Origin of the sequence: Polycladomyces abyssicola (assembly GCF_018326425.1) — a bacterium.
In the GTDB taxonomy this organism is placed as follows: domain Bacteria; phylum Bacillota; class Bacilli; order Thermoactinomycetales; family JIR-001; genus Polycladomyces; species Polycladomyces abyssicola.
On sequence record NZ_AP024601.1, the window covers coordinates 1,156,375 to 1,180,317 of the forward strand.

23 protein-coding genes and 1 pseudogene are annotated in these 23,943 nt (G+C 50.2%); 14 read left to right on the top strand and 10 right to left on the bottom strand.

Annotated elements, in window-relative coordinates; genetic code table 11:
* Positions 1-3: 3 nt before the first annotated feature.
* Positions 4-1,338 carry a helix-turn-helix domain-containing protein gene (locus KI215_RS05830; RefSeq protein ID WP_212774615.1) on the bottom strand — a complete coding sequence of 445 codons (1,335 nt, stop codon included), beginning with the start codon at positions 1,336-1,338 and terminating at the stop codon, positions 4-6.
* 155 nt (positions 1,339-1,493) lie between these two features.
* Entirely contained in the window at positions 1,494-3,320 is a 1,827-nt protein-coding gene (gene typA, locus KI215_RS05835; RefSeq protein ID WP_212775082.1) for a translational GTPase TypA, read from the bottom strand.
* A 219-nt stretch (positions 3,321-3,539) separates the two neighbouring features.
* Here typA and KI215_RS05840 point away from each other — a divergent pair, with 219 nt between their 5' ends.
* The 3 genes and pseudogenes from KI215_RS05840 to KI215_RS05850 all read left to right on the top strand — a co-directional run bounded on the left by KI215_RS05840 (position 3,540) and on the right by KI215_RS05850 (position 7,979).
* Positions 3,540-4,064 (top strand): GNAT family N-acetyltransferase, encoded by a 525-nt coding sequence (locus KI215_RS05840; RefSeq protein ID WP_212774616.1) that lies wholly within the window; start codon positions 3,540-3,542, stop codon positions 4,062-4,064.
* A 426-nt stretch (positions 4,065-4,490) separates the two neighbouring features.
* Positions 4,491-6,256, top strand: a pseudogene (locus KI215_RS05845) (ABC transporter transmembrane domain-containing protein).
* The gene (locus tag KI215_RS05850; RefSeq protein WP_212774617.1) at positions 6,243-7,979 is read left to right on the top strand and encodes an ABC transporter ATP-binding protein; all 1,737 of its coding nucleotides are present in this window, start codon (positions 6,243-6,245) and stop codon (positions 7,977-7,979) included. The pseudogene KI215_RS05845 and the gene KI215_RS05850 overlap by 14 nt, the downstream one beginning before the upstream one ends.
* A 187-nt stretch (positions 7,980-8,166) precedes the next feature.
* Here KI215_RS05850 and KI215_RS05855 read toward each other — a convergent pair whose 3' ends face one another.
* Positions 8,167-8,646 (bottom strand): hypothetical protein, encoded by a 480-nt coding sequence (locus KI215_RS05855; RefSeq protein WP_212774618.1) that lies wholly within the window; start codon positions 8,644-8,646, stop codon positions 8,167-8,169.
* A 951-nt stretch (positions 8,647-9,597) separates the two neighbouring features.
* On the opposite strand from KI215_RS05855, the gene KI215_RS05860 reads away from it, so the two are divergent.
* Complete coding sequence (locus KI215_RS05860; protein WP_212774619.1) at positions 9,598-9,954, top strand: nuclear transport factor 2 family protein; 357 nt, start codon at positions 9,598-9,600, stop codon at positions 9,952-9,954.
* Between the two features lie 131 nt (positions 9,955-10,085).
* Here the strand turns inward: KI215_RS05860 and KI215_RS05865 are convergent, their stop codons facing one another.
* On the bottom strand, positions 10,086-10,604 hold the full coding sequence (locus KI215_RS05865) for a VOC family protein (RefSeq protein WP_212774620.1): 519 nt from the start codon (positions 10,602-10,604) through the stop codon (positions 10,086-10,088).
* Between the two features lie 196 nt (positions 10,605-10,800).
* On the opposite strand from KI215_RS05865, the gene dacB reads away from it, so the two are divergent.
* The 5 genes from dacB (at position 10,801) to KI215_RS16260 (ending at position 16,173) form a co-directional block, all read left to right on the top strand.
* Positions 10,801-13,665, top strand: coding sequence for a D-alanyl-D-alanine carboxypeptidase/D-alanyl-D-alanine endopeptidase (gene dacB, locus KI215_RS05870; RefSeq protein WP_212774621.1), 2,865 nt, complete (start codon positions 10,801-10,803; stop codon positions 13,663-13,665).
* 14 nt (positions 13,666-13,679) lie between these two features.
* Positions 13,680-15,173, top strand: coding sequence for a family 10 glycosylhydrolase (locus KI215_RS05875; RefSeq protein WP_212774622.1), 1,494 nt, complete (start codon positions 13,680-13,682; stop codon positions 15,171-15,173).
* A 91-nt stretch (positions 15,174-15,264) separates the two neighbouring features.
* Complete coding sequence (locus tag KI215_RS05880; RefSeq protein ID WP_212774623.1) at positions 15,265-15,690, top strand: DUF421 domain-containing protein; 426 nt, start codon at positions 15,265-15,267, stop codon at positions 15,688-15,690.
* Between the two features lie 16 nt (positions 15,691-15,706).
* Complete coding sequence (locus KI215_RS16255) at positions 15,707-15,946, top strand: DUF421 domain-containing protein (RefSeq protein WP_212774624.1); 240 nt, start codon at positions 15,707-15,709, stop codon at positions 15,944-15,946.
* On the top strand, positions 15,931-16,173 hold the full coding sequence (locus KI215_RS16260) for a YetF domain-containing protein (protein WP_212774625.1): 243 nt from the start codon (positions 15,931-15,933) through the stop codon (positions 16,171-16,173). The genes KI215_RS16255 and KI215_RS16260 overlap by 16 nt, the downstream gene beginning before the upstream one ends.
* Before the next feature lie 149 nt (positions 16,174-16,322).
* Here the strand turns inward: KI215_RS16260 and KI215_RS05895 are convergent, their stop codons facing one another.
* The 6 genes from KI215_RS05895 to KI215_RS05920 form a co-directional block, all read right to left on the bottom strand.
* The gene (locus KI215_RS05895; protein WP_212774626.1) at positions 16,323-16,733 is read right to left on the bottom strand and encodes a hypothetical protein; all 411 of its coding nucleotides are present in this window, start codon (positions 16,731-16,733) and stop codon (positions 16,323-16,325) included.
* Between the two features lie 110 nt (positions 16,734-16,843).
* Entirely contained in the window at positions 16,844-17,038 is a 195-nt protein-coding gene (locus tag KI215_RS05900; protein ID WP_212774627.1) for a hypothetical protein, read from the bottom strand.
* A gap of 227 nt (positions 17,039-17,265) precedes the next feature.
* Positions 17,266-17,721, bottom strand: coding sequence for an SMI1/KNR4 family protein (locus tag KI215_RS05905; protein ID WP_212774628.1), 456 nt, complete (start codon positions 17,719-17,721; stop codon positions 17,266-17,268).
* 73 nt (positions 17,722-17,794) lie between these two features.
* A complete protein-coding gene (locus tag KI215_RS15875) occupies positions 17,795-17,899 on the bottom strand; it encodes an HNH endonuclease (protein ID WP_246512214.1) in 105 nt (34 codons plus the stop codon).
* A gap of 190 nt (positions 17,900-18,089) precedes the next feature.
* On the bottom strand, positions 18,090-18,635 hold the full coding sequence (locus tag KI215_RS05915) for a DUF4241 domain-containing protein (protein WP_212774629.1): 546 nt from the start codon (positions 18,633-18,635) through the stop codon (positions 18,090-18,092).
* 416 nt (positions 18,636-19,051) lie between these two features.
* Positions 19,052-19,345, bottom strand: coding sequence for a hypothetical protein (locus KI215_RS05920; RefSeq protein WP_212774630.1), 294 nt, complete (start codon positions 19,343-19,345; stop codon positions 19,052-19,054).
* Positions 19,346-19,550: 205 nt separating this feature from the next.
* On the opposite strand from KI215_RS05920, the gene KI215_RS05925 reads away from it, so the two are divergent.
* From KI215_RS05925 to KI215_RS05945, 5 genes are all read left to right on the top strand, one after another.
* Entirely contained in the window at positions 19,551-20,846 is a 1,296-nt protein-coding gene (locus KI215_RS05925) for an anti-phage deoxyguanosine triphosphatase (RefSeq protein WP_212774631.1), read from the top strand.
* A gap of 87 nt (positions 20,847-20,933) precedes the next feature.
* Complete coding sequence (locus KI215_RS05930) at positions 20,934-21,431, top strand: hypothetical protein (RefSeq protein WP_212774632.1); 498 nt, start codon at positions 20,934-20,936, stop codon at positions 21,429-21,431.
* Positions 21,432-21,536: 105 nt separating this feature from the next.
* Positions 21,537-21,899 carry a hypothetical protein gene (locus tag KI215_RS05935; protein ID WP_212774633.1) on the top strand — a complete coding sequence of 121 codons (363 nt, stop codon included), beginning with the start codon at positions 21,537-21,539 and terminating at the stop codon, positions 21,897-21,899.
* A 61-nt stretch (positions 21,900-21,960) separates the two neighbouring features.
* Positions 21,961-22,773 carry a carbon-nitrogen family hydrolase gene (locus tag KI215_RS05940; RefSeq protein ID WP_246512215.1) on the top strand — a complete coding sequence of 271 codons (813 nt, stop codon included), beginning with the start codon at positions 21,961-21,963 and terminating at the stop codon, positions 22,771-22,773.
* A 306-nt stretch (positions 22,774-23,079) separates the two neighbouring features.
* Positions 23,080-23,880, top strand: coding sequence for a transporter substrate-binding domain-containing protein (locus KI215_RS05945; protein WP_212774635.1), 801 nt, complete (start codon positions 23,080-23,082; stop codon positions 23,878-23,880).
* Positions 23,881-23,943 lie beyond the last annotated feature (63 nt).

Consider the following 23,943-nt stretch of genomic DNA (forward strand, 5'->3'; position numbering starts at 1 on the left):
TTGTTACATGATTTCGCCGTAATCCTCTTCATTGTGGCCCGCTTCCAAATCTGCAGTAATCTCATACATGTTTTCCAACAGAATGAGGAAGTCCTCTTGGCTTTTGTTTCGTGCAACCTTCGCCAAGCGGAACAATGCTTTTTGTTGAAGGAACTTGTTTTGGTACTTGCGGGAGATGTCCAACGATTGGCTGAAAAAGTGTGCAGCCTCTTCAGTGTTGCCCCGTTTCAGGTGGTAATCTCCCATTACCAAACAGGCGGCGGTGGTGGAGATGGCATCGCTGGACCGGTCGCTCAGCCGGATCGCCGTGGAGAGGGCATCGTGGGCTTTTTCCAGCAAATCCTGATGCATGTACAGGAGGCCCAGTTTGGTGTAGGTGGTGACCAGTACGTTTTTGGAGCGGACATATCGTCCCAGTTTGAGAGCGGTTTTGAAACAGCTCTCGGCACAGGACCAATCCCCCTTGGCAGAATAGACACTGCCAAGGCTAGACCACAAATCGAAGAGCTGGTCGATATGCTGGTTCAACTGCGCTTTCTCAATCCCTTCCAATGCCACTTTGACCGCTTCGTCGTACATTTTGATCTTTCGAAGAATGTTGACCTTGGTCTCCCGCAGACGGAGTGCGGCGGTAGAGTCCATGTGTTCGATTTGGCTCCATACATCTTCCATCACTTTCATCGCTTCCCCCAACCGGCCAAGTCGTTCGAGGTAAGCAGCTTTGTTGGCAGCGGCGATGTATTTGATCTGTGTACGTTCTCCTTCCTCGGTAAATGTCTTGAGAGCGCTTTCGGCAAATTGAAGGGCTTGCTCGAGATGGTTCTGTCTGTAACTGCAGACGCTCAATTCACAGAATGCTGCGGCTTCGATGTTGTATTTTTCTTCCGTCTTGTATTGATTGGCCAGTCGGATTGCATTGTACAGTGCTTTCTCCGCTTTTTTCCAGTTTTCGTCGGCGACATGACATTTTCCTTTCAAATAGTGTACAGTGGGTGCAAATTTGTGATCGTCCCCGATATTCAAGTCGTCCAATTCCGTTAACAGTTCGCGGCTGTCGCCGTACCCGATGGAGGATTCAATCGCCATCAACCGGATCAGCAATTTGTTGTCCCTGTGCGTTTCACTTTCCAATAATTGCGGGATCTGTTCCAGCGTCAGTCCCAGTTTGTCCAGCAGGTACATTATTTTATCGGGACTGACATGAGGAACGCCGCGCTCGATGTTGCTCACTGTGGCAGGTGAGATGTTTTCGTCGGCCAGGTCCTCAAGACGCAGGTTTTTGTTTTTGCGTACCTTCCGAATCACATCGCCGATTTGGATCACGTCGATTTCTTTCATCAAATTCTCTCCTTAGAAAAAACGATTTGATTAATAATTCTATCATATCATTTGACGGAAAAGTGTGAAATAAATTTTCAAACGCACACGGCTCCGAACTTCTCGCCGTGATGGAGGTGGGATCAGAGCCGTGTGGATTTCAAAGTGTGTACTTGTTAACCTTCTTTTTTTACCGCTTGTGCGCGTTTTCGTTCGCTTTTGGTCAGGTAGCGTTTACGTAAACGGAAAGCGACAGGTGTTACTTCCAACAATTCATCATCCGCCAAATATTCGATGGCATCATCCAAACTCATTTTACGCGGCGGTTCCAGACGAAGGGCGTCGTCCGATCCGGCGGCCCGGAAGTTGGTCAGTTGCTTTTTCTTGCATACGTTGACTTCCAGATCCGTTTCCCGGATATGCTGGCCGACAATCATGCCTTCGTACACTTCGGTATTGGGTTCGATAAACAACTGACCGCGATCTTGGGCGGCATGAAGCCCGTAGGTGGTGGCCACACCCGATTCCCATGCAATCAACGATCCGAAATTGCGGGTCTGAATCTCACCTACGTACGGCTCGTAACCAGCGAACAAGGTGTTCATCACCCCTTCGCCGCGTGTGGCGGTGAGGAATTGCTGGCGGAAGCCGATCAAGCCCCGGGTAGGAACGAGATACTGAAGGAATACCATTCCGTCCTCGCGGATTTGCATATCCTGCATCCGTCCCTTTCGTTGGCCGAGGAGTTCAACAACGGCCCCCTGATGCTCACTGGTCACTTCAATTTCCACCGTCTCAAAGGGTTCGTACAACTGGCCGTCAATCCGCTTCATGATGACTTCCGGTTTGCTGACCTGAAATTCGTAACCCTCCCGGCGCATATTTTCAATCATGATGCCGAGATGAAGCTCGCCCCGACCGGCCACGAGAAAGACGTCCGGTGAGTCCGTGTCGGAGACGCGCAGGGCCACATCCCTGGCCGCCTCCAGATAGAGGCGCTCCCGGAGTTTGCGGGAGGTGACGTATTTGCCTTCCCGTCCGGCGAACGGGCTGGTATTCACTCCGATCGTGACGCGCAGGGTGGGTTCTTCCACTTTGATCGGAGGCAGTGGTCGCGGATCATCAGGGTCGGCGATCGTGTCCCCGATTCCGACATCACCCAATCCCGTCAAGGCGATGATATCCCCGGCCGTGGCTTCCTCCACTTCGATCCGGTTTAGCCCGCGATGCGTAAATACCTGTGCGACTTTGAGCGGTTGGGAAGTCCCGTCCGCCCGCATCCACAAGACATTTTGGTTGCGGCGGATGGTTCCGCTGTTCAATCGTCCGATCACGATTTTCCCTTTGTATTCGTCGTAGCCCATCAATGTCGCCTGCAGTTGCGTCGGACCTGACGGGTCGACGTCCGGTGCGGGAAGATCGGCTACGATCCGTTCAAACAGTGGCTTTAGCGTCTCCGCCAAACGGTCCGGTTCCGTCCCGGCCCATCCCTTGATCGCACTGGTGTAGATCACGGAAAAGTCAGCTTGTTCATCCGTCGCACCCAGATCGACGAACAAATCAAACGTCTCATTGACCACTTCTTCCGGCCGTGCGTTGGGTCGGTCGATTTTGTTGACGACGACGATCGCTTTGTGACCCCGCTCCAGGGCTTTGCGCAACACGAACCGGGTCTGCGGCATGGGACCTTCCACCGCGTCGACCAAAAGCAGCACCCCGTCCACCATGTTCATGACACGTTCCACTTCGCCGCCGAAATCGGCGTGCCCCGGCGTGTCGACGATGTTGATTTTGATCCCTTTGTATTCGATGGCGGTATTTTTGGAAAGGATGGTGATCCCCCGCTCCCGTTCCAGTGCATTGGAATCCATCACACGTTCCGCCACCTGTTGATTTTCGCGGAAAATACGGCTTTGTTTCAGCATGGCGTCGACCAATGTAGTTTTGCCGTGGTCGACGTGTGCGATGATAGCGATATTGCGAATCTGATTCGGTTGTTTCATGTCCGTCAAGGGGTTGTCCCCTGTTCCTCCTCCACTGCCAAAATAGCGGATTTCACTAAATGACATGGTATCACACGAGAACGACACTCCGCCATAGGTAATCAGGTTAAAGGAGATGAAAGGAATAAACGGACTGTGAAATGTATACAAATCAAAAATACCCGGAGATTGATCAGACGTACCCTTGAATGAATCGATCCGGGAAAGGTGGAATGGGATATGGAGCCGAACCGTCAAAAGCGGATCGTGATTCGGGAAGCGGAAAGAAAGGATGCCACAGGCATTCTTTCCTGCCTGCGACAAGCGGCGATGGAGTCGGATTTTTTGACATCGGAACCGGACGAGATGAATTTGACGGTGGAACAGGAGGAGCGATTCATCGCAGAGATGGCTTCTCGTTCCAATGCATTGTTTTTGGTGGCCGAAGCACAGGAAGGGATCGTGGGCACCTTGACCTTTACCGGAGGTTTCACACGACGAACCAGGCATGTGGGAGAGGCGGGGGCTGCCGTTTTGCGGGATTATTGGGGATACGGAATTGGTACGAAATTGATTCAGGTACTAGTGGACTGGTGTCCTCGGGCGGGGATTCGGAAGATTAACGGGAGAACGCGCTTGGATAACGTACGGGGCATCCGTCTGTGTGAAAAGATGGGGTTTCAAGGGGAAGGTGTGTTAAAAAGGGAGCTGCAGATCGATGGGCGGTTTTATGACTTTGTGTTGCTCGGCCGTCTGATTGACTAAAAGAGGATATGGGCATTATCATTCAATGTTAAAAAAGAACCCAGGAGAAACTCCTGAGATTGGCCAAATCCTTAGAAAGCGGTATCTTTCCTAGTTGTGAAATAAGCGTTGAAGTATTGAACTTTCTAGCTAATATACATATATGATGTGGAATAGTTGACAGAGTGGTTGATCAAAGTTTTCTATACCCAACTCTTTACAACCATTCAAATTTTTTGTACAATTGCAATTGTATCTTTCGTGAAGGGAGGGTTGTGCCATGCTACGGATGATGGGAAAAACCAATCAAAGGAAGCGAATGGCACAATACCGCCCTGATGGAATTCAAAACTGAAACGGCAATTTTGCCGGTTGCCGATCCATCCACAGGTGCGTAGCGTGCCTGTGGTTTTTTGTGCTTTTCATTCGTGGAGAGGGGGGGAGATCTTGCGAATTTTCCGGGAACTTGGTTGGTTTTTCCGTCAGGAAAAAAGGAGTTACGCCATCGGTGTGTTGACGCTGTTTCTGGTCGCGTTAATGGAACTGTTTCCTCCCTATGTGATCGGTGTGATTGTCGATGCCATCGAAAGCGACACACGACTACCGGCATGATCGGGATGTGGATGATGTTGCTTGCGTTGTCCGGAGTGCTGATCTATCTCCTGCGTTACCTCTGGCGGGTGATGTTGTTCGGGGCGTCCATGCGTCTGGGTAAATTGTTGCGTGAACGACTGTATCAGCATTTCACGAGTATGCCTCCCTCCTTTTTTCACCGCAGACGAACGGGCGATTTGATGGCGCATGCCACCAACGACGTCAGCGCCGTGGAGCAAACGGCGGGTGAGGGTGTGCTGACCTTGGTGGATTCGCTGACATTGGGCAGTCTGGTGGTTTGTACGATGGCGTTCACGATTCACTGGAAACTGACGGTGATCGCCTTGTTGCCGTTGCCTGTGATGGCGTGGGCTGTCAGCCATTACGGTCGGTTGCTGCATGAGCGGTTTCACCGGGCGCAGGAGGCGTTTTCCACGATGAATGACAAAGTGCAGGAAAACATCTCCGGGGTGCGGGTAATCAAGGCGATGGGGCTGGAAGAAGCGGAGACGGAGGCATTTCGTAAACTGACACACGATGTGGCGGAGAAAAATATCGCAGTAGCCCGGGTGGACGCCTTGTTTGAGCCTACCATCTCGGGAATCGTCGGTTTTTCATTTTTCCTGACGGTGGCTGTCGGTGCCTACTACGTCGTGAAGGGTGAGATCACTGTTGGTGAGTTGACTCAGTTTTCCATTTACCTGGGGCGGTTGATTTGGCCGATGTTGGCGTTCGGATGGCTGATCAACATTCTGGAGCGGGGAAGCGCTTCGTACGATCGGATTCGTTCGCTTTTGGAAGTGAAACCGGAGATCACCGACGAGCAGGCGACACTGGACCGGATTCATTCCACGGAGATGGAGGTGCACATCCACTCTTTCACCTACCCCGGGCAAACCTCTTCCGCGTTGCAACAGGTTCATTTGCAGGTTCGGCCCGGCCAGACAGTAGGGGTGGTGGGCAAGACGGGCAGCGGGAAATCCACATTGCTTCGTTTGTTGCTCAGAGAGTGGGACGTGACGGACGGTGTTATCCGATTAGGCGGGCATCCCTTGTCTGACTACCGTTTGGATGCTCTGCGGAGAACCATTGGTTATGTGCCGCAAGATCACTTTCTTTTCTCGACTACAGTGGCGGAGAATATTGCTTTCGGCAAACCGGAAGCGACGCGAGAAGAGATCGAGGCCGCAGCCCGATTGGCCAACATTCACGAGGACATTCTCCGGTTTGATCGCGGCTACGAAACAATGGTAGGCGAGCGCGGCGTCACCTTGTCCGGCGGACAAAAGCAACGGATTTCCATTGCCCGCGCACTGTTGCTCGATCCGCCCGTTTTGATTCTGGATGATGCATTGTCTGCGGTGGATGCAGAGACCGAGCAAAACATTTTGCACGCGCTTCGCCGTCATCGAACCGATCGGACTACATGGATTGCCGCTCATCGGATGAGTGCGGTTGAACATGCCGACCTGATTCTTGTCCTGGATGGTGGAAAAGTCGCGGAGTCCGGCACGCACGATGAGTTGATGGCCCGCAGCGGATGGTATGCGATGATGCATCGGCGGCAGCAGATGGAGACGCTTGTGCAGAAGGGGGGACAGGCGAATGGTCTCTCGTAGGTTGTTTCGTTATCTTCTACCTTATCGCAGGGAATTGGGATGGGCGGTAGTAGCTTTGTTGGCGGCGACCGGTGCCAGTGTGGCCGGGCCCATATGGATCAAATGGTTTATCGACGATTATTTGACACCACGCAAATTGGATGCAGAGGTATTGTGGGGGGTTGCCGCCGGCTATCTCGCCCTGCATGTGATTTCGGTTGTGTTAACCTATTTTCAACTGTTGTCATTTCACCGGATTGCTCAGTGGGTGGTACGGCAGCTGCGCGTTGACGTCTTTGCCAAGGTGCAGCGTCTGGGCCTGTCCTTTTTTGACCGTACGCCGGGAGGTTCGCTCATTTCCCGTATCACCAACGACACGGAAGCGGTGAAGGATCTGTTTGTCAACGTCCTGTCTACTTTTATCCAAAACATCGTGTTTATCATCGGTGCCTTTGTTACACTGCTCGTGCTGGATGTGAAATTGGCTACCGCCTGTCTGATCATTCTGCCGCTCATCGGTGGTGTGATGTGGACGTACCGGCACTTTAGCACCCAAGTATACCGACGTGTGCGGAACATGGTAAGTGAGATCAATACCAAATTGAATGAAACGATCCAAGGCATGACCATTATCCAGGCGTTTAGTCAGGAACAACGTATGCGGCGGGAATTTGAGCGAAGCAGTACCGAACTGTACGGAGCACACATGCGTAACATCCAGTTGGCCGGGTTGTTGCTCCGTCCCGCTGTTGACGCCATATACCTCATCGCTTTAATCGTGGTATTGACGCTATTCGGTATCCGTTCATTCAACGGGTTCGTGTCGATCGGGACGATGTATGCGTTTTTGAACCTGCTGGAGCGATTGTTTGAGCCGTTCATCCAGATCATGCTGAAACTGTCGCAGGCGCAAAATGCCATCATATCTGCCGAACGGGTATTTCAACTGCTGGACGAGAACAATCTGGCGCCTGTGAAAACCGGGGATGATACACCTGTCATCACCCGTGGCAGGATCGAGTTTCGCAACGTGACGTTTTCCTACGACGGACAACACGAAGTCTTGCGTAACATCTCTTTCACAGCGGAACCAGGACAAACCGTGGCGCTGGTCGGACACACGGGCAGCGGTAAGAGTTCCATCATCAATCTGCTGATGCGGTTCTACCCGTTGCGGCAGGGAGAGATTCTCATCGACGGGGTTCCACTCACTGCATATGACGACAAGGAACTGCGGCGTCAGATGGGATTGGTGTTGCAGGACCCCTTTCTCTTTGTCGGTACGGTCAGGGAAAACATTCGGATGGGGGATCCAGATATCACGGACGATCGGGTAGAACAGGCGGCACGGTTTGTACAGGCCGATACTTTCATCCGCCGGTTGCCCCGGGGGTATGAGACGGAACTGGGAGAGCGGGGAGCCTCTCTGTCAAGCGGGCAACGGCAGTTGTTGTCGTTTGCGCGGACCATGGCACGGGAGCCGAAAATTCTGGTGTTGGATGAGGCAACCGCACATGTGGACACCGAAACAGAAGAAGCGATTCAACAGGCGTTACGAAACATGCGTCAGGGGAGGACGACGATCGCCATCGCCCATCGGTTGTCCACCATTCAGGACGCCGATCTGATTCTGGTATTGCATCGGGGAGAGATTGTGGAACTGGGCACTCATGACGAACTGATCGCTCATAAGGGACTCTATCACAAGATGTATCTGTTGCAGGCATACGGCACCGCATCATAAATGCGAGCGAGAAAAGTAAAGAGGGCAACCTCGGCCACGGTTACCCTCTACCAGAGACTCAAACGCCCTTAAGCCTAGGAGTTCGCTCGAAACCCAGGTATGACCTCTTAGGGGGAAGGAACAGCTATTTTGGATCATTTGATCAAGTAGCTCAGGATAATTCCTGAGCTTTATCTTTGTTTTTTTATTACTTTTTAACCTCAATATTAACTGCATAATCCGCATATCCTTCTTTCCATTCTGCTTTAATCAAATATATATATTTCTTTGGAGAGAGCGGTAATGAGAGCATTCCTGTTTTGGTGATATCCCAACTCGTTTGTTTGTTCCCCTCATTTAATGAAACTACTATTTTCTGCGGCTGCTTATCAAACTTGATCACTAGCGGGCGGTTTCCCTGGACAACTGAATATGGTTCACTTTTCGCATCCTCTAATAATTGAGGGTATTTTTGGCATTTCCGTTTTTTGAGCAAACCGGATCTCTCTGTCCAACAATAGGAACCTTTTAAAACAGGAAGTTCCATGTTTCCTACAGATACTTTTAGAGTAGGAGGCTCTTCAAAATTGAATAACTCATTACTTTTAAATAATTTAAATCCATATAAACATAGCACGATCATAATTACGACAATAGTTGTTATTGTAATTAACCATTTTACCCACATACTCAATCAAACCACCTTACATAATTATCTAACTGAAAGGGTAACAACACTGGGAGTAAATTCGATTATTTGACTTTTTTCTCAGATAGATGGCGAAGAAAAAATTTGTCTGGATGGCGTAGCGTACCTTTGGCAAAGAGAACGAGTGCAACAAAATAGAGATAGTGGGGCAAGGAAACATAATTGAAATTAGAATGGCTCACTTAGTTTATTCGAAATCACTACTTGTTTTATGGTCAAATTACGGATATAATCCCAAATTTACCGACCCCCAGGGCCTCTCCTCGGAATCGCCGTCCTTCCTCGCCACAAACCGCCGCACATTAAAAACTTTCGAACCCAGATTTCCCCATTCCGCCTTGGCTGGTAGCAACAGATTCTTGAAAAGGGCAACCGACGAATCGGTTGCCCTCTCTATGTACCTATGTCTCTATTTCACTTCAACAAAGATGGTGCCGTGCAAATGATCGTGGATATAGGCGTCAAGCCGCCACATCCCTTTGGTGGGCAAGGTGATTAGAGAAGGTGAGGAAGCGGTCGCACCCCAATTGGACCGTTTAGCGACAAACCTGAAAGAACGGTTTTTTGAATTCCTTGATCATTGGTTTCGATCACCTTGAACTCTTCCTGATTTTAACACAAAATTGGTTAACTTTGTATTGAGTCGAAAGCACGCTATACATCAAGGTAATTGCCCGCCAATGAATTCCTGCGTAACTGGCCGCAATGGTAAGTAGCCGCGGGAAGGGACACAAAATGATGGCGGATGTGTTAGTGAGATGTATCAGTTCTGTCTTGTTACTGCAATTAGGATGCACCTGGATTATACAGCAAATGCTCGTAATGGTATATATTTTCAGTTAGATTATTGGTAAAGTTTCGTCTCATCAGTAGGAATTGCGGGGGAGAAAAAAGAATAAAAAGGGAACCGGGGTGGGGGAGGAGACAATCATGATGAAAACAGCGAAGCCCGAAGCACCTGAACAATTGGTGCAAATACAGTTGGAAGCCTACAACCACCATGATTTGGAGCTGTTTCTATCAGTATTCAGCCCATATGTTATGGTGTACGACCATCCCTGTGAACCCATCATGTTTGGTATCGACGAGATGAGAGAACATTATACCAGGCTGTTTGAAGAAAATCCCAATATACATGCCGAGTTGATCCAACGGATTTCCATGGGACCCTATGTGATCGACCATGAGCGGATCACCGGACGAAACGAAGGGGTATTGGAATTAATCGCCATTTACGAAGTGAGAGATAGATTGATTCAACAGGTGTGGTATGTACATCTATCATGATAGACAAATATACGGGAGTTTAGGATGTGTCGCGTAAATCTTCGAGAGATTTTCCGGACACACCCTTAGGTCACGTGCCTGGAAATCCTGATTAACAATTCAGGGACAGGGTGAAAAGCACCCCTAGTGAATCAAACACGGTTCAGAGAAGCATAGGATTGCGCCATGGATCGAGTGTACAGTTCTACTACATTTCCGTCCGGATCTTTGAAATAGAGCGCCCGGTATTTCGGTTCAAATTGCCGGATGGTAACGGGAATACGGAGCGTTTGTAACTGTTCAAAGGTGCGGTCGAAATCTTTTTCCTCAATGTACAGGGCAAAATGCACATGTTTGCCGCCCTCGTCATACAACTCAGGAGACGGCCAGGAGGTCACGGGTTGTTCCTTGATCCGGCGTTCCTCTGGTGTCCATTTCCGGGGAAGCCACAACCCCAACCGTGTGTTTCCCCCGACATAAAGCCAAGTTGTCCAGACATACGGATGTTGGCGACTCACGAATTGCTCCGCCAGGAAACCGCTCGTACCGGGGTTCCACTTCCATTGATCCACGACGGGAAATCCGAGCACTTCCGACCAGAAGTGTACGGCCCGATCCATGTCCGTCACTTCCAATACCAATTCCGACACGCCTTTTACGGGAAGTTTCATCGGCGATCCCTCCGACACCATGATATTTCATGAGCAATGAAAGATTACCCACTTTTCATAATTCATAAACATCATTATTTCGAAAGTATTGCACATCAAAATTGCCTTCCCTCCTACGGCCTGTACGACAAATTTTGATAAAATTTTTGAGAATATTCAGTTAGAATGGAGATAGCCGTCAAAAGGAGGGGAGCGCATGAAGCGTTGGGGCAAATGGCTAGCCGTGTGGTTAGCTGTTTTGCTGGTTGTTTCCGGCATCAGCCTGCCCGCTCGGGCGGAGACGCCGTCGGCGGATCAGCGGTTGGATGCGACGCTCAAACACTACGTCGCTGAACTGCGAGAAAACCCTGAGACCAGGGGGATGCTGGTGGGTTACGAGGTGGTATCGCTTGACCGTAGCCGAACTTTGTCGGCACTGCGGGAGCACAACACGTTTGTGCCGGGATCAACGGTGAAACTGTTGTTGGCCGCGGCGGCAGTGGATCGTTGGTCTGCGGATACGAAGATCCCTACGGAGGTATGGCTGGACGGAACCCTCAGCTCCGGTGGGGTCTTCCGGGGGAATGTATGGCTCAAGGGATATGGCGACCCTTCATTGGACGAAAAGCAGTTGCGAAAGTTGGCGAAAGCGCTCGCAGACCAGGGCATCCGCAAGGTGGAAGGGAATATCGGTGTCGATGACCGGTATTTTGATCGGGTGCGGCTGGGAACCAGCTGGGTGTGGGATGACGAACCGTATCCGATCAGCGCGCAGATCGGGGCGTTATCGGTGGATCAAAATACGGTGCGCGTACAAGTGACACCGGGACGCCACACGGGACAAGCCCCCCGTGTGACGGTGACACCCGCACCGGAATATGTGCAGGTGATCAATCGGGCGCAGACGGTGGAGGGAGACCAACAGCAACTGACCATCACACGGACTCGTGCCAAAAATGAGATCGTCATCACCGGTACGATCGGAGAGGACCATACCGGTGTCACAGTAAGAAGAACGGTGGAAGAACCGGATGTGTTCACCGGTTGGGTATTCAAGGAACAGCTGAACCGGGTGGGCATTCGCTTCTCTTCCTCCACCCGGGTGGTATCCGGGGAGTTACCCTCCTCCGCCAAATGCATATCACAAACGCTATCCCCGACCGTGGATCGGTTGTTACAGCGGACGATCAAGACCGGCGACAATTTTTACGCGGAAATGTTGCTCAAGCGGTTGGGGGCGACGGAAAAGGGAGTCGGCAGTGCGGAAGCGGGGATCGAAGCGATTCAAACTTTCGCCGCACGTGTAGGAGTGGACATCGACTTCCGTCAAGTGGACGGGTCCGGTTTGTCCCGTCAGGATGTGGTAGCGCCCCATCACTTGATCCAGTTGTTAACAGCGATGGACAAGCATCCGGCGCGGGAGCGTTTCTGGTCATTTTTGCCCGTGGCCGGTGTGGACGGGACACTGAAAGACCGTATGACGGGAACCCCTGCGGAAAAGAACGTACGGGCCAAGACTGGCGGGGAATTTGGTCTGACTGGCATCACCACGTCCCGTTCCGGGGAACGATTAGCCTTTGCCGTGTTGATCAGAGGTACGAAGGAAAAGGCGTTGTCCAAAGCGTTTCAAGACCGGATCGCGGTGGCGGCGACCACGTATCCGGATTTGCCCGATCCCGGGGAGCTGCCGCCGGAAGACGCTTATTTGTTGACGGAACGGTTGAACCCGCTGTTGGATGCTGAACCCTACCGGGGAGTTGTCAGCGGTGTCATGGTGGAGTCGCTGGATCGTGGAGATGTGCTGTACGAGCGGAACGGCCCCGCCCTGTTGACGCCTGCCTCCAATGCCAAATTGTTTACTTCGGCCGCCGCGTTGGGGTTGTTGGGACCGGACGACCGTCTGCATACACGGCTGTTCCGAACCGGCCCGATTCAAAATGGTGTGCTTCATGGCGATCTGATCCTGCAAGGGGGAGGCGACCCCACCTTGGCCACGGAAGGTGCGCTCCGTGTGCAGGAAGGGCCCACGATTCACCAGATGGTGAACGATATCCAAGCTGCAGGGATCAAGCGGGTCACCGGAAGCGTGATTGTCGACACCACTGCGTTTACGGACGATGTTTACGGTCGCGGATGGTCTTGGGATGACGAGAACGAATACTACCAGCCGCAGATCACGGCCTTGTCCATCAACCGGGGAACGGTTCGGCTGGACTACTTGCCTGGCGGACAAGTGGGTGATCCGATCCGGCTCAGCTTGACACCACAGACGCGCTATGTCCGTGTGATCAACACCGCCGTCACCGGTCCCGCCGGATCGGAAAACACGCTCTCCATCTCCCGTGATCGGGGAACCAACACGATCCGGGTATCGGGTAGTTTGCCCCTGGATTTTCAGGGAGACTACACGCGTGTTCCCGTGGAAAATCCGCATTTGTATACGGGTGAACTGTTACGTGAGCAATTGGAAAATGCGGGAGTCGCTTTTAACCAGCCTAGTTCAGCACAGGCTGGAACGGTGCCACAGGAAGCGGAACTGATCCGCGATTACCCGTCTCCGCCGATGTCTGAGATCGTTCGCTATATGAACAAAAACAGCGACAACTTTTATGCCGAGATGTTGCTACGGGTACTCGGACTGCAAAAAGAGGGAGTGGGCACAGCACAGGCTGGCGTGGAAGCGGTCAATGATTATTTGCGGCAGTTGAATCTGAACTTTCAGGCGGATTTGGTTGACGGCTCCGGCTTGAGCAGGGAGGACCAATTGTCCGCAGAAGAGTTGGTGCAGCTGTTGTCAACCGTTTCCCGTTCTCCCGTCGCGGCTCCGTTTACCGATTCGCTTCCTGTAGCCGGTGTCGACGGCACGTTGCAGAGTAGAATGCGCAACACCGCAGCGGCCAACAACCTGAGGGCCAAAACGGGATCGCTGACCGACGTCAGCGCTTTGTCCGGGTATGTACACACCAAGGATGGAGAACGGCTGGTGTTTTCGATGATCATGAACGGATACACCGCCGGTTCGCTTCGCCAGTTGCAGGACCGAATCGGCGTGATGCTGGCCGAATTCCAACGAGGGGAGTAATGGGGGAGATGCGCATGCGCAAATGGTTTGTCTGGCTGTCCCTGTTCGGTTGGCTGTGGGTGTCACTAGTTCCGCAACCGGCTCGGGCGGATGCACCGCCCAGGGAATTTCGGGCTTTTTGGGTGGACGCATTTCACGACGGGTTTAAAACGCCTGCACAAGTGGACAAGCTGATCGACGACGTGCAGAAGTCGCATGCGAACGCGGTTATCGTGCAGGTACGAAGGCGGGGGGATGCGTATTTCAACAAAGCGCTGGAACCCCGCACCGAAGATCCTGCGTTGCAACCAGGATTTGACGCATTGGCCTACCTGATCGAAAAAGCGCACCAAGCCCGGCCGCGGATCGAAGTACATGCCTGGTTGGCCACTTTGCCGATCTGGAATTCGGCCACTCCGCCTAAGTCGCCCCAACATGTGTTTAACACACACGGCCCCTCGGCCCAAGGGCGGGACTACTGGCTGATGAACCGGGTCGACGGGGTGAACCGGGACGGTGCCAACTACATCCTGGATCCGGGACATCCGGACGCGTTGGATTACACCGTGGAACAATATCTCAACGTCGTCCGCCAATACGACGTGGACGGCATTCATCTGGACCTGGTGCGATATATGGGTCCGGAGTGGGGTTACAATCCCGTCAGCGTGGAGCGCTTCCAACAACAGACGGGAACCACCGGCCTGCCCGACCCGCAGGACGAACGGTGGAAAGCGTGGCGCCGGGAACAAGTCACCTTTCTGATGCGCAAAGTCTACCTGAAAGCGATCGCCATCCGTCCCGACATCAAAGTGTCGGCTGCGGTGATCGCCTGGGGAGCGGGACCCTCCACTCCTGAAGCATACCGGCAATCCGCCCCTTACACGCAGGTGATGCAGGATTGGGACGGTTGGTTGCAAAAGGGGTTTATTGATATGGCCATTCCCATGAACTACGACCGGGAACACGTAGAATCGCAAAAATTATGGTACGATCAATGGATCGAATGGGAAAAGGATCACCAGTATGGTCGGCAGATCGTGATCGGTCCGGGTGTGTACCTCAATGCCATATCCGGGTCATTGGCGCAGATCAAACGGGCGCAAATGCCTTCAGCCAACGGCCATCGTGCTGCGGGCGTCAGCTTGTACAGCTATGCGGAAACCAACAAGGACACCATACCCAACGACACATTCTACACGGCGCTGTCACAACCCAATTCGTACGGAGAACCGGTGTTTGCCGAACGGGCGGAAATTCCGGACATGCCGTGGAAATCCCGTCCCACCAAGGGGTATTTGATGGGAAAAGTGACGAATGCCAAGGGACAACCGGTAGATGGCGAGACAGTTAAGATCAAAGGGAGCGGATGGGATTGGTATGAAAGCAAGACGGACGGGAGTGGATTTTTCGGCTTGTCCGACTTGTCTCCCGGTTATTATCTGGTGAAAGTGGACGGCGCGGTGCCCAAAGTGGTTCAAGTGAAAGCTGGACGGGTGGCGGAGACGGATTTGCAGATGAAAAAGTAATAGGTCTAAATAGCCCGAGTAGAAACGTTTGTCAGTTTACTGTGGGGTACGACACAAAGGTTAGCCCTCCAACCGGAGGGCTTTTCGCCCTGTGCATGAATCTTATTATGCTGATGGTAAGCATGTTGATCCCGCCTCCGTTTGTGGCACGGTATTTGGGCCGATGGTCCATAGAATTCCCGCAACACAGGGCTTGGCCTCATCAGCCCTCAACGGATCGAGGGAGGATACTGGTCTGCTGAATCAACCTGCACTGGATCGGTTTAATTCTAACCTCGTTTTGGAAAAAACGTATTGGAGGAAAATGATGTCTGACCTTATAGAAACCATTTTAAGAACAATATTCTCTGTTTTCTTACTTATCGTAAGCACTCATATTATTGGGAGACAAGCTATCTCTCGTTTAACTTACTTACATTATATCGCGAATATCACTTTGGGATCGATTGCAGGGAATCTTGCCTTTGAATATAAACTCAATGCTCTAATTTTAGCAGCTTCTATTGTATTTATTTAGTGTCCTTTCCGTTCTGTTGTTATATCTCGCTTTAAAGAGCCGTACGATAAAAAGGTGGGTAATAGGAGAACCGGTTACCCTTATCGATAAAGGGAAAATTCTTGAAAAAAACCTAGCTAAAATTCATATGAGCTTGGAAGTATTAAGTCAAAGTTTAAGAAGAAAAGACATCTTTGATATCAATGAAGTAGAATGCGCGATACTGGAAACGGACGGGGAACTATCAGTTTTAAAAAAACAATGTATCTTCCAGTAACCCGTAAAGACTTATCGCTTCAAACATCTAATAGTTCATTTCCTGCAGAATTGATCGTAGACGGAGAAATTATTTCCGAAAATTTGACCCAAAGAAATTTGACGATGGAGTGGTTAGAAACAGAACTCAATAAGCGTAAATTGACACCAAAAGATATTAACTACATGGTATTGGTTTCAAATAATCAACTGTATATTGACTTATATCAAGATCGTTTGAATCAATAACTTCTATCAGGCTAACGCCTGGAAGCTCCTTGTCGGATTTTCACTATAATTGAAGCCCTCCGACCGGAGGGCTGACTCTTTTCATCTTCAATCGGATCCACGAGCTCGATGGGAGTTTTCCTCATCCCAAAACGTTCCCTACAACCTGCCTAAGGTGGCCCATTCGATCCAGTCAACGATCTCCTCTTTCTTTTTTGTTTCGATGGTGCGAGTTGGATGTTCCTTGTCACCGTCTTTGAATACTCGTAGGACGAACCGTCTCCATTGGGATCACCAGCCGGCTCCCACCCCAGGCGGAATTCATCATGGTCGTCATTTTCCAACCGCAACAAGTCTTCGGTCAGGCTCTTCCACATCTCCGGCCGATCGGGAGGGAGCTCAAGGGGATCAGTTTCCGTAAAGGTGTTATGTCGAACCGTCCAGCCACTATAAATTTTGAGCGGCTGCAACCGAATCGGCGGAACCAGCAGTTCAATCGAAAACTCACGATCACGAGTGGGGAGAATCCCTTGGCTGACACCCCATGTGATCTTTTCGATACCATCGAGTACTTCGTTCAAACTCCTCGTTTCGATGGAAAAGAGCTTTTTGAAGTCCTTGTGAGTAACCAGTTGAAGCTCAAATGCTCCGTTCGGATCCCCCTCCGGATACCAACCCAGATCCAATATCATCATAACGGATATACAATTAGATCCTGCATAAAATCGAGCCATGCGTCTTCATCATCAGGAGAAACTTGTTGGGGATCCATATCATTGGAAAGAGAGGTAAACTGAATTCGCCAACCGGCATGGATTTTTAAAGGTTGATGATCAAAGATCGGGTACGGCTTGGAGGGAATCCGCTGATATTTCAAGAAGCTCATTTTTTCACCTCTTCAATTTTGTCGGTTTTTTCAAATAATCTATCTACTCTTTCTCTTGACATGGGATGCCAGTGATATCTAGCTTTATCGTGACCGAGGGGTAATTCAGCACGAATCTAGGTAATAGGTTCACCTTGAATCCGACCCGTGTCATAGAAGAAATAAACCTTGCTATTACCAACCATGTTTGGATAATTGGCCCCGAGAGGGGCATTGTAAGATTCACCTCATTCATCATCTTCATATGGACTCAACCTTGAGAGAAAGTCGGTGAAAGAATCACAAATATATTCAATGGCTTCAGGTTCTTCTTGAGGGTCTAATTCGTGGTCGTAAAATACGATCTTTAGATTTTCTCTTGACTCACGATAATCAAAACAATAGTAATCACCAAATGGAGAATCAGCAAAAGCAATAATTTCTTTTGGGATACCATGTTCTTCCCGTAGGTCGTTGTTTACTTCAAGAATATTAATATACTTATCTTCATCAAAACAGAAAAGCCAGCCAAAAACCAATTCTCCACCATCGTCTAGTTTTATTACATTATCCTCAGTTGTTCCGCCATGGTGATTACGGCTAAACTCTATATAATCATCAGGAAAAGTGATACCTAATTGACGCTCGATTTCTTTTATTACCTCTACATCTACCGGTTGATGTGTATAACGCCATCTTGTCATATTTCATCACCTACTTTTAATCAATTTCATACTTCGTTTTCTGGCTTTACATTCACCGCCCCAAATATCTTTTTCATCTGTATGAGTTAGTGGCTCTATGTATTTCAGCATGAACTAACTGCATTTTACCTGGTTCTTGATGATGATGCCATGTGAATTTGTTTGGCTGTTTCTCCATAGTGACACGAAGGTTTGCACTTTATTTACAATTTGATTCGATTTGCAACTGTAAAACGAAAAAGCCGCGAAACTTCGCGGCTCATTACTGCTGCCTTGAGAGATTCGAAATCCTGACTTTCTGATTCGTCATTAGCAGAGAATCATACGCTCAAAATCTTCTTGGTGAACCACGCACAGTTCACGTTTGTTTAATCTTCTTCATACAAACCAAAATCCGTTACGAAACAACAAATATCATTTTCATCATCATAACCCCAATAGGATGGATAATATCCGTCACCCAGCCCGCTTGAAAAGGTTATCATGTTACCTGACGGTTCTATTTGAATATCCGCCCAATCTCGGGTATCAGTATAATTTCTTTTCATTTCTTCCAAAATAAACTCATGAAAATGGGGATTTTCTTGAAATATTTTTTTATATCTTTGTGCGGTTTCATAGTCCATAAAACATCCTACACCGCTGTCAACCGTATAACCAAAAACTTCATCGTCTTCTAAAGTACTCGGATCTTGTCCTTTCTTTAAAGCCATTTCCCATCGCACAACTTTACTTTCTTTTATTTTAATCATCGCCGCTCCAATACGTTCGTCGTCATCATCCAGATAATGGACAATATTGATGATTACCGGATATTCACCTGGAACAACTTTGTTGACAAACGGTTCGGTGCTTGGCGAAACGAAAGGATCACACGCAACAATTTGACCTGAGAACAGACTTATTTTGCCCACTTCGAGTTTTTCGTCATTCCTTCTCCTAGGTAAGTATCAATTTTTACATTATCTTGAAAGAGGGTTGTAAAATCAGGAATTTTGATCCTCATGACAATCCCCAATCCGTAGTTGTATCTAATTTGGTACCGTCTCGGAGGTTTATGTTTGACTGGCGCTTGGTCCACCTTTTTCAACCATTGCCATTGGCTACTCATCTATATGAAATCCTTTGATTCTCTGAACCCCTCTAAGAGATTCTCGCCGCTTCCTAAAAGCCCTCCGAACTGAGGGCATACTTTATTTATCATGAACAATCATAGTATAGTTTCTATTTCTCTAAATCAAAGTTCAAACACAGTCCCAATGTAAATGTGGATTCAAGTTTCCTTCATTTTCATAAAAGTACTTAAAGGCAGCTACAACATCTTCTATCTTCACACACCAACGAGCCAATGAATATCGGGAGTTTGAATTGTAATTGTGTATTCCTTATCTTTTGGCTCTTCAGGATTAATCAGACTGCAATTTTGGTCAGCAGATACATAACTGACCACATACCTTCTTTCCGCTTCGATTAGGTTTCCTCCTCCACACGTCATCATTGCTACGCCATTTATCTCAAATACAAAATTGTTGAATGATCTCCCGTCTAACTTTTCAATTGCATCGTTAATCTCTTCCCAAGTAGGATATTCTTCCTCCTCTAAGTCTGCGAAAAAATAACACATTAGCTATTTCCCCTTATGGTTTTGAAGTATTTCCTGTAAATGAATTATATACATTATCGTATTTGGGTCTCGGGTATTGAACATGCTTCATCACGCCATGAACGTTACATTTCCTCAAATTGATAGAAGGGATTTTTTGCAAAAAAACGAATGAACCTATGACCCGCACATAAACCTCATAGAAATGGACAAAGGGGGATTGGGGATGTGGCTGTCTGATGCTCCCAATCGTTTGTACGGTTCAACGGATTGGGAACGGAGGTTTTCCCAACCGAAGCGCTCCGCTCGAGAACCGCGGGACGAGTTTGAAAGGGATTACGGTCGGATCGTACACAGTGCGGCCTTTCGGCGAATGCAATCCAAAACGCAGGTGATCGGGACCGGGGTGAGCGATTTTCCCCGCACCCGGTTGACGCATTCGATGGAAGTGGCGCAGATCGCCCGTGGGATCGCCATCGCGCTCAACCAACACTCCCCCTTGTTGCAGCCGGACCGGAAGATTGACACCTCGCTGATTGAAGCGGCAGCACTGGCTCACGACTTGGGTCATCCCCCGTTTGGCCATCAGGGAGAGCGTGCGTTGGATGCCTGCATGCGGGAACACGGTGGTTTCGAAAGCAACGCTCATACATTTCGCCTCCTGACCCGGCTGGAAGGGAAGCCGCCGGAGGGGTTGAACGTGACCCGGGCGCTGCTGTTGTCCATTTTGAAATATCCCATTGTATACGATGATGCCTGCAATCCGCAGGCAACCTCCTTCCCGCCAAAAGCGGGCCTGTTTGTGGAAGATCGGGAGGCGTTCGAGTGGGTTCTGCGTCCGTTCAACGATGACGATCTCGCTCACTTCCTGCAAACGGAGCGTTCCGATAAGGATCGCCATGTACGAACGGTCAATCGGACGCTGGAATGCTCCATCATCGAAATCGCCGATGACATCGCCTATGCCACGCACGATTTGGAGGATGCGCTCAATTTGCGAATGGTGGACGTGGAGCCGATCCGCCAACTGATCGAACGGGATCAATTGCATGAAGTCTACCCGGGATTGAAAAAAGCGGTGGATGTTCTGCGTGATCTCCGTCCCAGAGAAGATGATTTCAAATCGAAGTTGAAGCATATGTTTGCCTACTTGATCGATGCGTTCGTCCGCAACGTCCAACTGCGGCAGGTACCGGACGTCACATCCGATCGCTTGCGATGGACCGCTGATCTGCCCGACGAATTACGGAGATTGTGTGCCGACCTCAAAACGCTCGTCAAAAACGAAGTGATTGAATCCGACACCGTGCAGACGGTGGAATGGAAAGGACAATACATCGTTCGTAAACTGTTTGAGGCATTTTTGCAGGAGCCCAAACTGCTGCCCAAAAAGGACCGCCAACTGGCCGAAGAAGGGAATAGGGAACGCGTCGTTTGTGATCACATCGCGGGTATGACCGATTCCTACGCGTGGAAGACCTATGCCAAATTGTATGGGATCAGTCAGCGCTTTTTTGACTGAATGGCCCCTCGTCGGGGCTTTTGTTTTGCGGATCGCGTTTGATTGGAAGGATATAAATGATGGCATGAGTGTCGGAGGTGAAATGCATTGTACCAGCGTTTTGCATTGATCTTGACGGTTGGTCTGTTGACGGCAGCCGTTGGTGTTTGGACGGTGACACAGTGGCAGGGAAAAACGGTGAACGGCGATACCTGGATTTTGCAGGGCACGTTGAGATTCTTGGACTTGGAAGGCGGTTGCTGGGTGCTGGAGGATGACACAGGGAAACGATTTCAGCTGGTAGGATTGCCCCCTTCGCTGTTGCAAAACGGTGTTCGTTTGCGACTGGAAGTGAAAAAAGCGGAGCGCATGATGGGGAAATGTCAGACAGGGGAATTTGTCCGTGTGTTGCGCGTGCTTCAGGTTCAGCGTCCCAAAACTCAACTGTCACGGACAAAAATCGACGGCGAAATCTCCCTCATTTCACCCGTGGGAGAAGTGGGGAGAATGTGGTACAATCGTCTTAAATCACTTTTCGATCCGGCAAAAGCCGTTCATGAATACCATATCGACAGAATCTGGAGGATGGCAAGAAAAAACAGATAGAATCCAAAAATATCTGAAAAATGTTCGGGTATCAGACAAATTCCCTGGATCACTGAAAATGACAGCAAAGCTTGTCGGATTCTTGATTGTGGGGGGGAGGAGAAAATGGATACCCAGCGGGAGACCCGGCCGCAGGAATTGAGAGACATTTTACCCTTTATCGACAGAAGTGTGCGGGAGCTACGCCGGTTTGAGCCAGGACAGGATCCCGCACCGATCCGGTTGTTGCTGGAGAGGGTCCAGCAAGTGCAGGAAACCCTGCACCGACGGAATTTAACCAAACGCTACCCCCAGTTGCACGAAGTGGTTTGCTTCCTTTACTTATGTTGCTTCAGCGTCGTTCAACTTGGCGGTGAGTCGTTTCACACTTACCGGGAGGAAGTGAAATTGCGCTACAAGGGATTGCTGCGGAGCCTCTACTTTTTCCGTCGCCCGCGCGTCACGAAGAAATGTATGAACCAATACTGAACATCCACCATGGTCAATGGCCGTGGTTTTTGTTTGAATGGAGAAAAAGGGGGAACAAAGGATGCGCATTTCATTGGTACAAATGGATATCGCGTGGGGAGACCCGAAAATAAATCGGCAACGGGCGGAAGATTGGATTCGTCGGGCGGCGGAACGGGAGCAGGCAGACGTGGTCGTACTGCCAGAGATGTGGAACACGGGTTATGCGTTGGACCGTTTGGAAGATTGTGCTGATCAGGGCGAGCTGGTGGAATGGATGGCATCGACCGCAGCGCGATACCGCGTTCATTTGGTGGGAGGATCCATCGCCGAAAAAAAAGCGAACCATTTTTGGAACACCGCTTATATTTTCGACCGGGATGGCAAACAAGTGGCCCGGTATTCCAAAGTGCATTTGTTCCGGTTGATGGATGAGGAAAAATATTTGCATGCGGGGGATCAACGGGTTTCATTCTCCCTTGAATCACATCGGGCGGGCGTGATGATTTGCTATGACATTCGTTTTCCCGAGTTGGCACGCTCCCTGGCGTTGGACGGAGCGGAGATCTTGTTCGTTCCTGCCGAGTGGCCGCTTCCGCGCCTGACACATTGGCGGCTGTTGAACCAGGCGCGTGCCGTGGAGAACCAGTTGTACCTCGTAGCGTGCAACCGGGTGGGCGTCGGTGGTCGGGATGTGTTCGGCGGGCACTCCATGGTGGTCGATCCCTGGGGAGAAATCCTGGTGGAAGGCGGCGAAGAGGAAGAGTTGCTGACGGTGGAGATTGATCTCGCTGAAGTGGCGCGCATCCGGAGAAAGATTCCGGTGTTTGAAGATCGTATGCCAGACGTGTACCGGAGCTTGGGGAGAGATCGGGACGGTAATAAAGAATCCTGACCGACCCATGTCGGGACAAGCGGTATGGGTATCCGGGTAGGGCGTGTCTGGTTATTCCGGAAGGGGACAATGTTTACTCAGGAGAGCGACTGACCAATCCCTGACGAGAGAAGACCCGGAAGTGCAGGAATGGAATCGCGCCAGACAACGCTACTTTCAGGCCGGTGAAGAGGGATCTTTCGGCGTTTGACCAGATGGATCGTGGCTATCCTATTATTGACAGAACGGGGTTCATTCTGTATGATGATCGTGTCCTTAACCGTAAATACCTACCTGTCAACTAGGTTTTGAGGGAGCGATCGGAAAATGAAACGTTGGAGCTTGATCCTGATCACGGTATTATCGATGATCTTGCTTGCCGCGTGCGGCCAAGTGAAGATCGTCGATCAATCTTCAAGCACGGATCATCTGTTGGATCAAATCAAAAAGCGGGGCACGATCCGCTTTGGAACCGAAGGAACCTACAAACCTTTCAGCTATCATGATGAAAAAACGAAACAACTGGTCGGTTTTGATATCGACGTGGCCAAGGAAGTGGCCAAACGCTTGGGGGTAAAGGCACAGTTCGTGGAAGGTCCCTGGGACACGTTGCTCAGCAGTCTCAGTGTGGGTCGCTTCGACTCGGTGGCCAACCAGGTCGGGGTCAAGCCGGAGCGGATGAAAAAATTCGACTTCTCCAAGCCGTACACCGTGTCCTATGCAGTGTTGGTGGTGCACAAGGATAACAAGGACATTCACGGACTGGCAGATATTAAAGGAAAGCGTGCCGGTCAAACTCCGACCAGCAACTACGGACAGATGGCCCAAAAAGCGGGTGCCAATCTCGTATCTTATGAAGATATGATGACCGCGATGCGGGATGTGGCCGCCAAGCGGGTGGATGTGAGCATCAACGACCGACTGGCCGTGGCTGAAATGATGAAGACGGTCAAGCTGCCGGTCAAAGTGATTCCGATCCCGGCTGAGAAAGGGATTTCCGCTTTCCCGGTGCCGAAGGGGAATAAAGACCTGGTGGCGGCGATCAACCGCGCATTGGACGATATGCGTAAGGACGGAACGTTGGCGAAGATATCGGAGAAATGGTTTGGTCAGGACATCACGAAGTGAGGAAGGGGCGGCTCATTGATCGGAGCCGCTTTCTCCTTTGAACGGACACCTATGGGGTATCTG

Coding starts and splice junctions, on each gene's coding strand:
- KI215_RS05830 (WP_212774615.1), bottom strand. CDS start 1,338: ATGAAAGAAATCGACGTGATCCAAATCGGCGATGTGATTCGGAAGGTA.
- typA (WP_212775082.1), bottom strand. CDS start 3,320: ATGAAACAACCGAATCAGATTCGCAATATCGCTATCATCGCACACGTC.
- KI215_RS05840 (WP_212774616.1), top strand. CDS start 3,540: ATGGAGCCGAACCGTCAAAAGCGGATCGTGATTCGGGAAGCGGAAAGA.
- KI215_RS05850 (WP_212774617.1), top strand. CDS start 6,243: ATGGTCTCTCGTAGGTTGTTTCGTTATCTTCTACCTTATCGCAGGGAA.
- KI215_RS05855 (WP_212774618.1), bottom strand. CDS start 8,646: ATGTGGGTAAAATGGTTAATTACAATAACAACTATTGTCGTAATTATG.
- KI215_RS05860 (WP_212774619.1), top strand. CDS start 9,598: ATGATGAAAACAGCGAAGCCCGAAGCACCTGAACAATTGGTGCAAATA.
- KI215_RS05865 (WP_212774620.1), bottom strand. CDS start 10,604: ATGAAACTTCCCGTAAAAGGCGTGTCGGAATTGGTATTGGAAGTGACG.
- dacB (WP_212774621.1), top strand. CDS start 10,801: ATGAAGCGTTGGGGCAAATGGCTAGCCGTGTGGTTAGCTGTTTTGCTG.
- KI215_RS05875 (WP_212774622.1), top strand. CDS start 13,680: ATGCGCAAATGGTTTGTCTGGCTGTCCCTGTTCGGTTGGCTGTGGGTG.
- KI215_RS16260 (WP_212774625.1), top strand. CDS start 15,931: ATGTATCTTCCAGTAACCCGTAAAGACTTATCGCTTCAAACATCTAAT.
- KI215_RS05900 (WP_212774627.1), bottom strand. CDS start 17,038: ATGAGCTTCTTGAAATATCAGCGGATTCCCTCCAAGCCGTACCCGATC.
- KI215_RS05905 (WP_212774628.1), bottom strand. CDS start 17,721: ATGACAAGATGGCGTTATACACATCAACCGGTAGATGTAGAGGTAATA.
- KI215_RS15875 (WP_246512214.1), bottom strand. CDS start 17,899: ATGGAGAAACAGCCAAACAAATTCACATGGCATCATCATCAAGAACCA.
- KI215_RS05920 (WP_212774630.1), bottom strand. CDS start 19,345: ATGTGTTATTTTTTCGCAGACTTAGAGGAGGAAGAATATCCTACTTGG.
- KI215_RS05925 (WP_212774631.1), top strand. CDS start 19,551: ATGTGGCTGTCTGATGCTCCCAATCGTTTGTACGGTTCAACGGATTGG.
- KI215_RS05935 (WP_212774633.1), top strand. CDS start 21,537: ATGGATACCCAGCGGGAGACCCGGCCGCAGGAATTGAGAGACATTTTA.
- KI215_RS05940 (WP_246512215.1), top strand. CDS start 21,961: ATGCGCATTTCATTGGTACAAATGGATATCGCGTGGGGAGACCCGAAA.
- KI215_RS05945 (WP_212774635.1), top strand. CDS start 23,080: ATGAAACGTTGGAGCTTGATCCTGATCACGGTATTATCGATGATCTTG.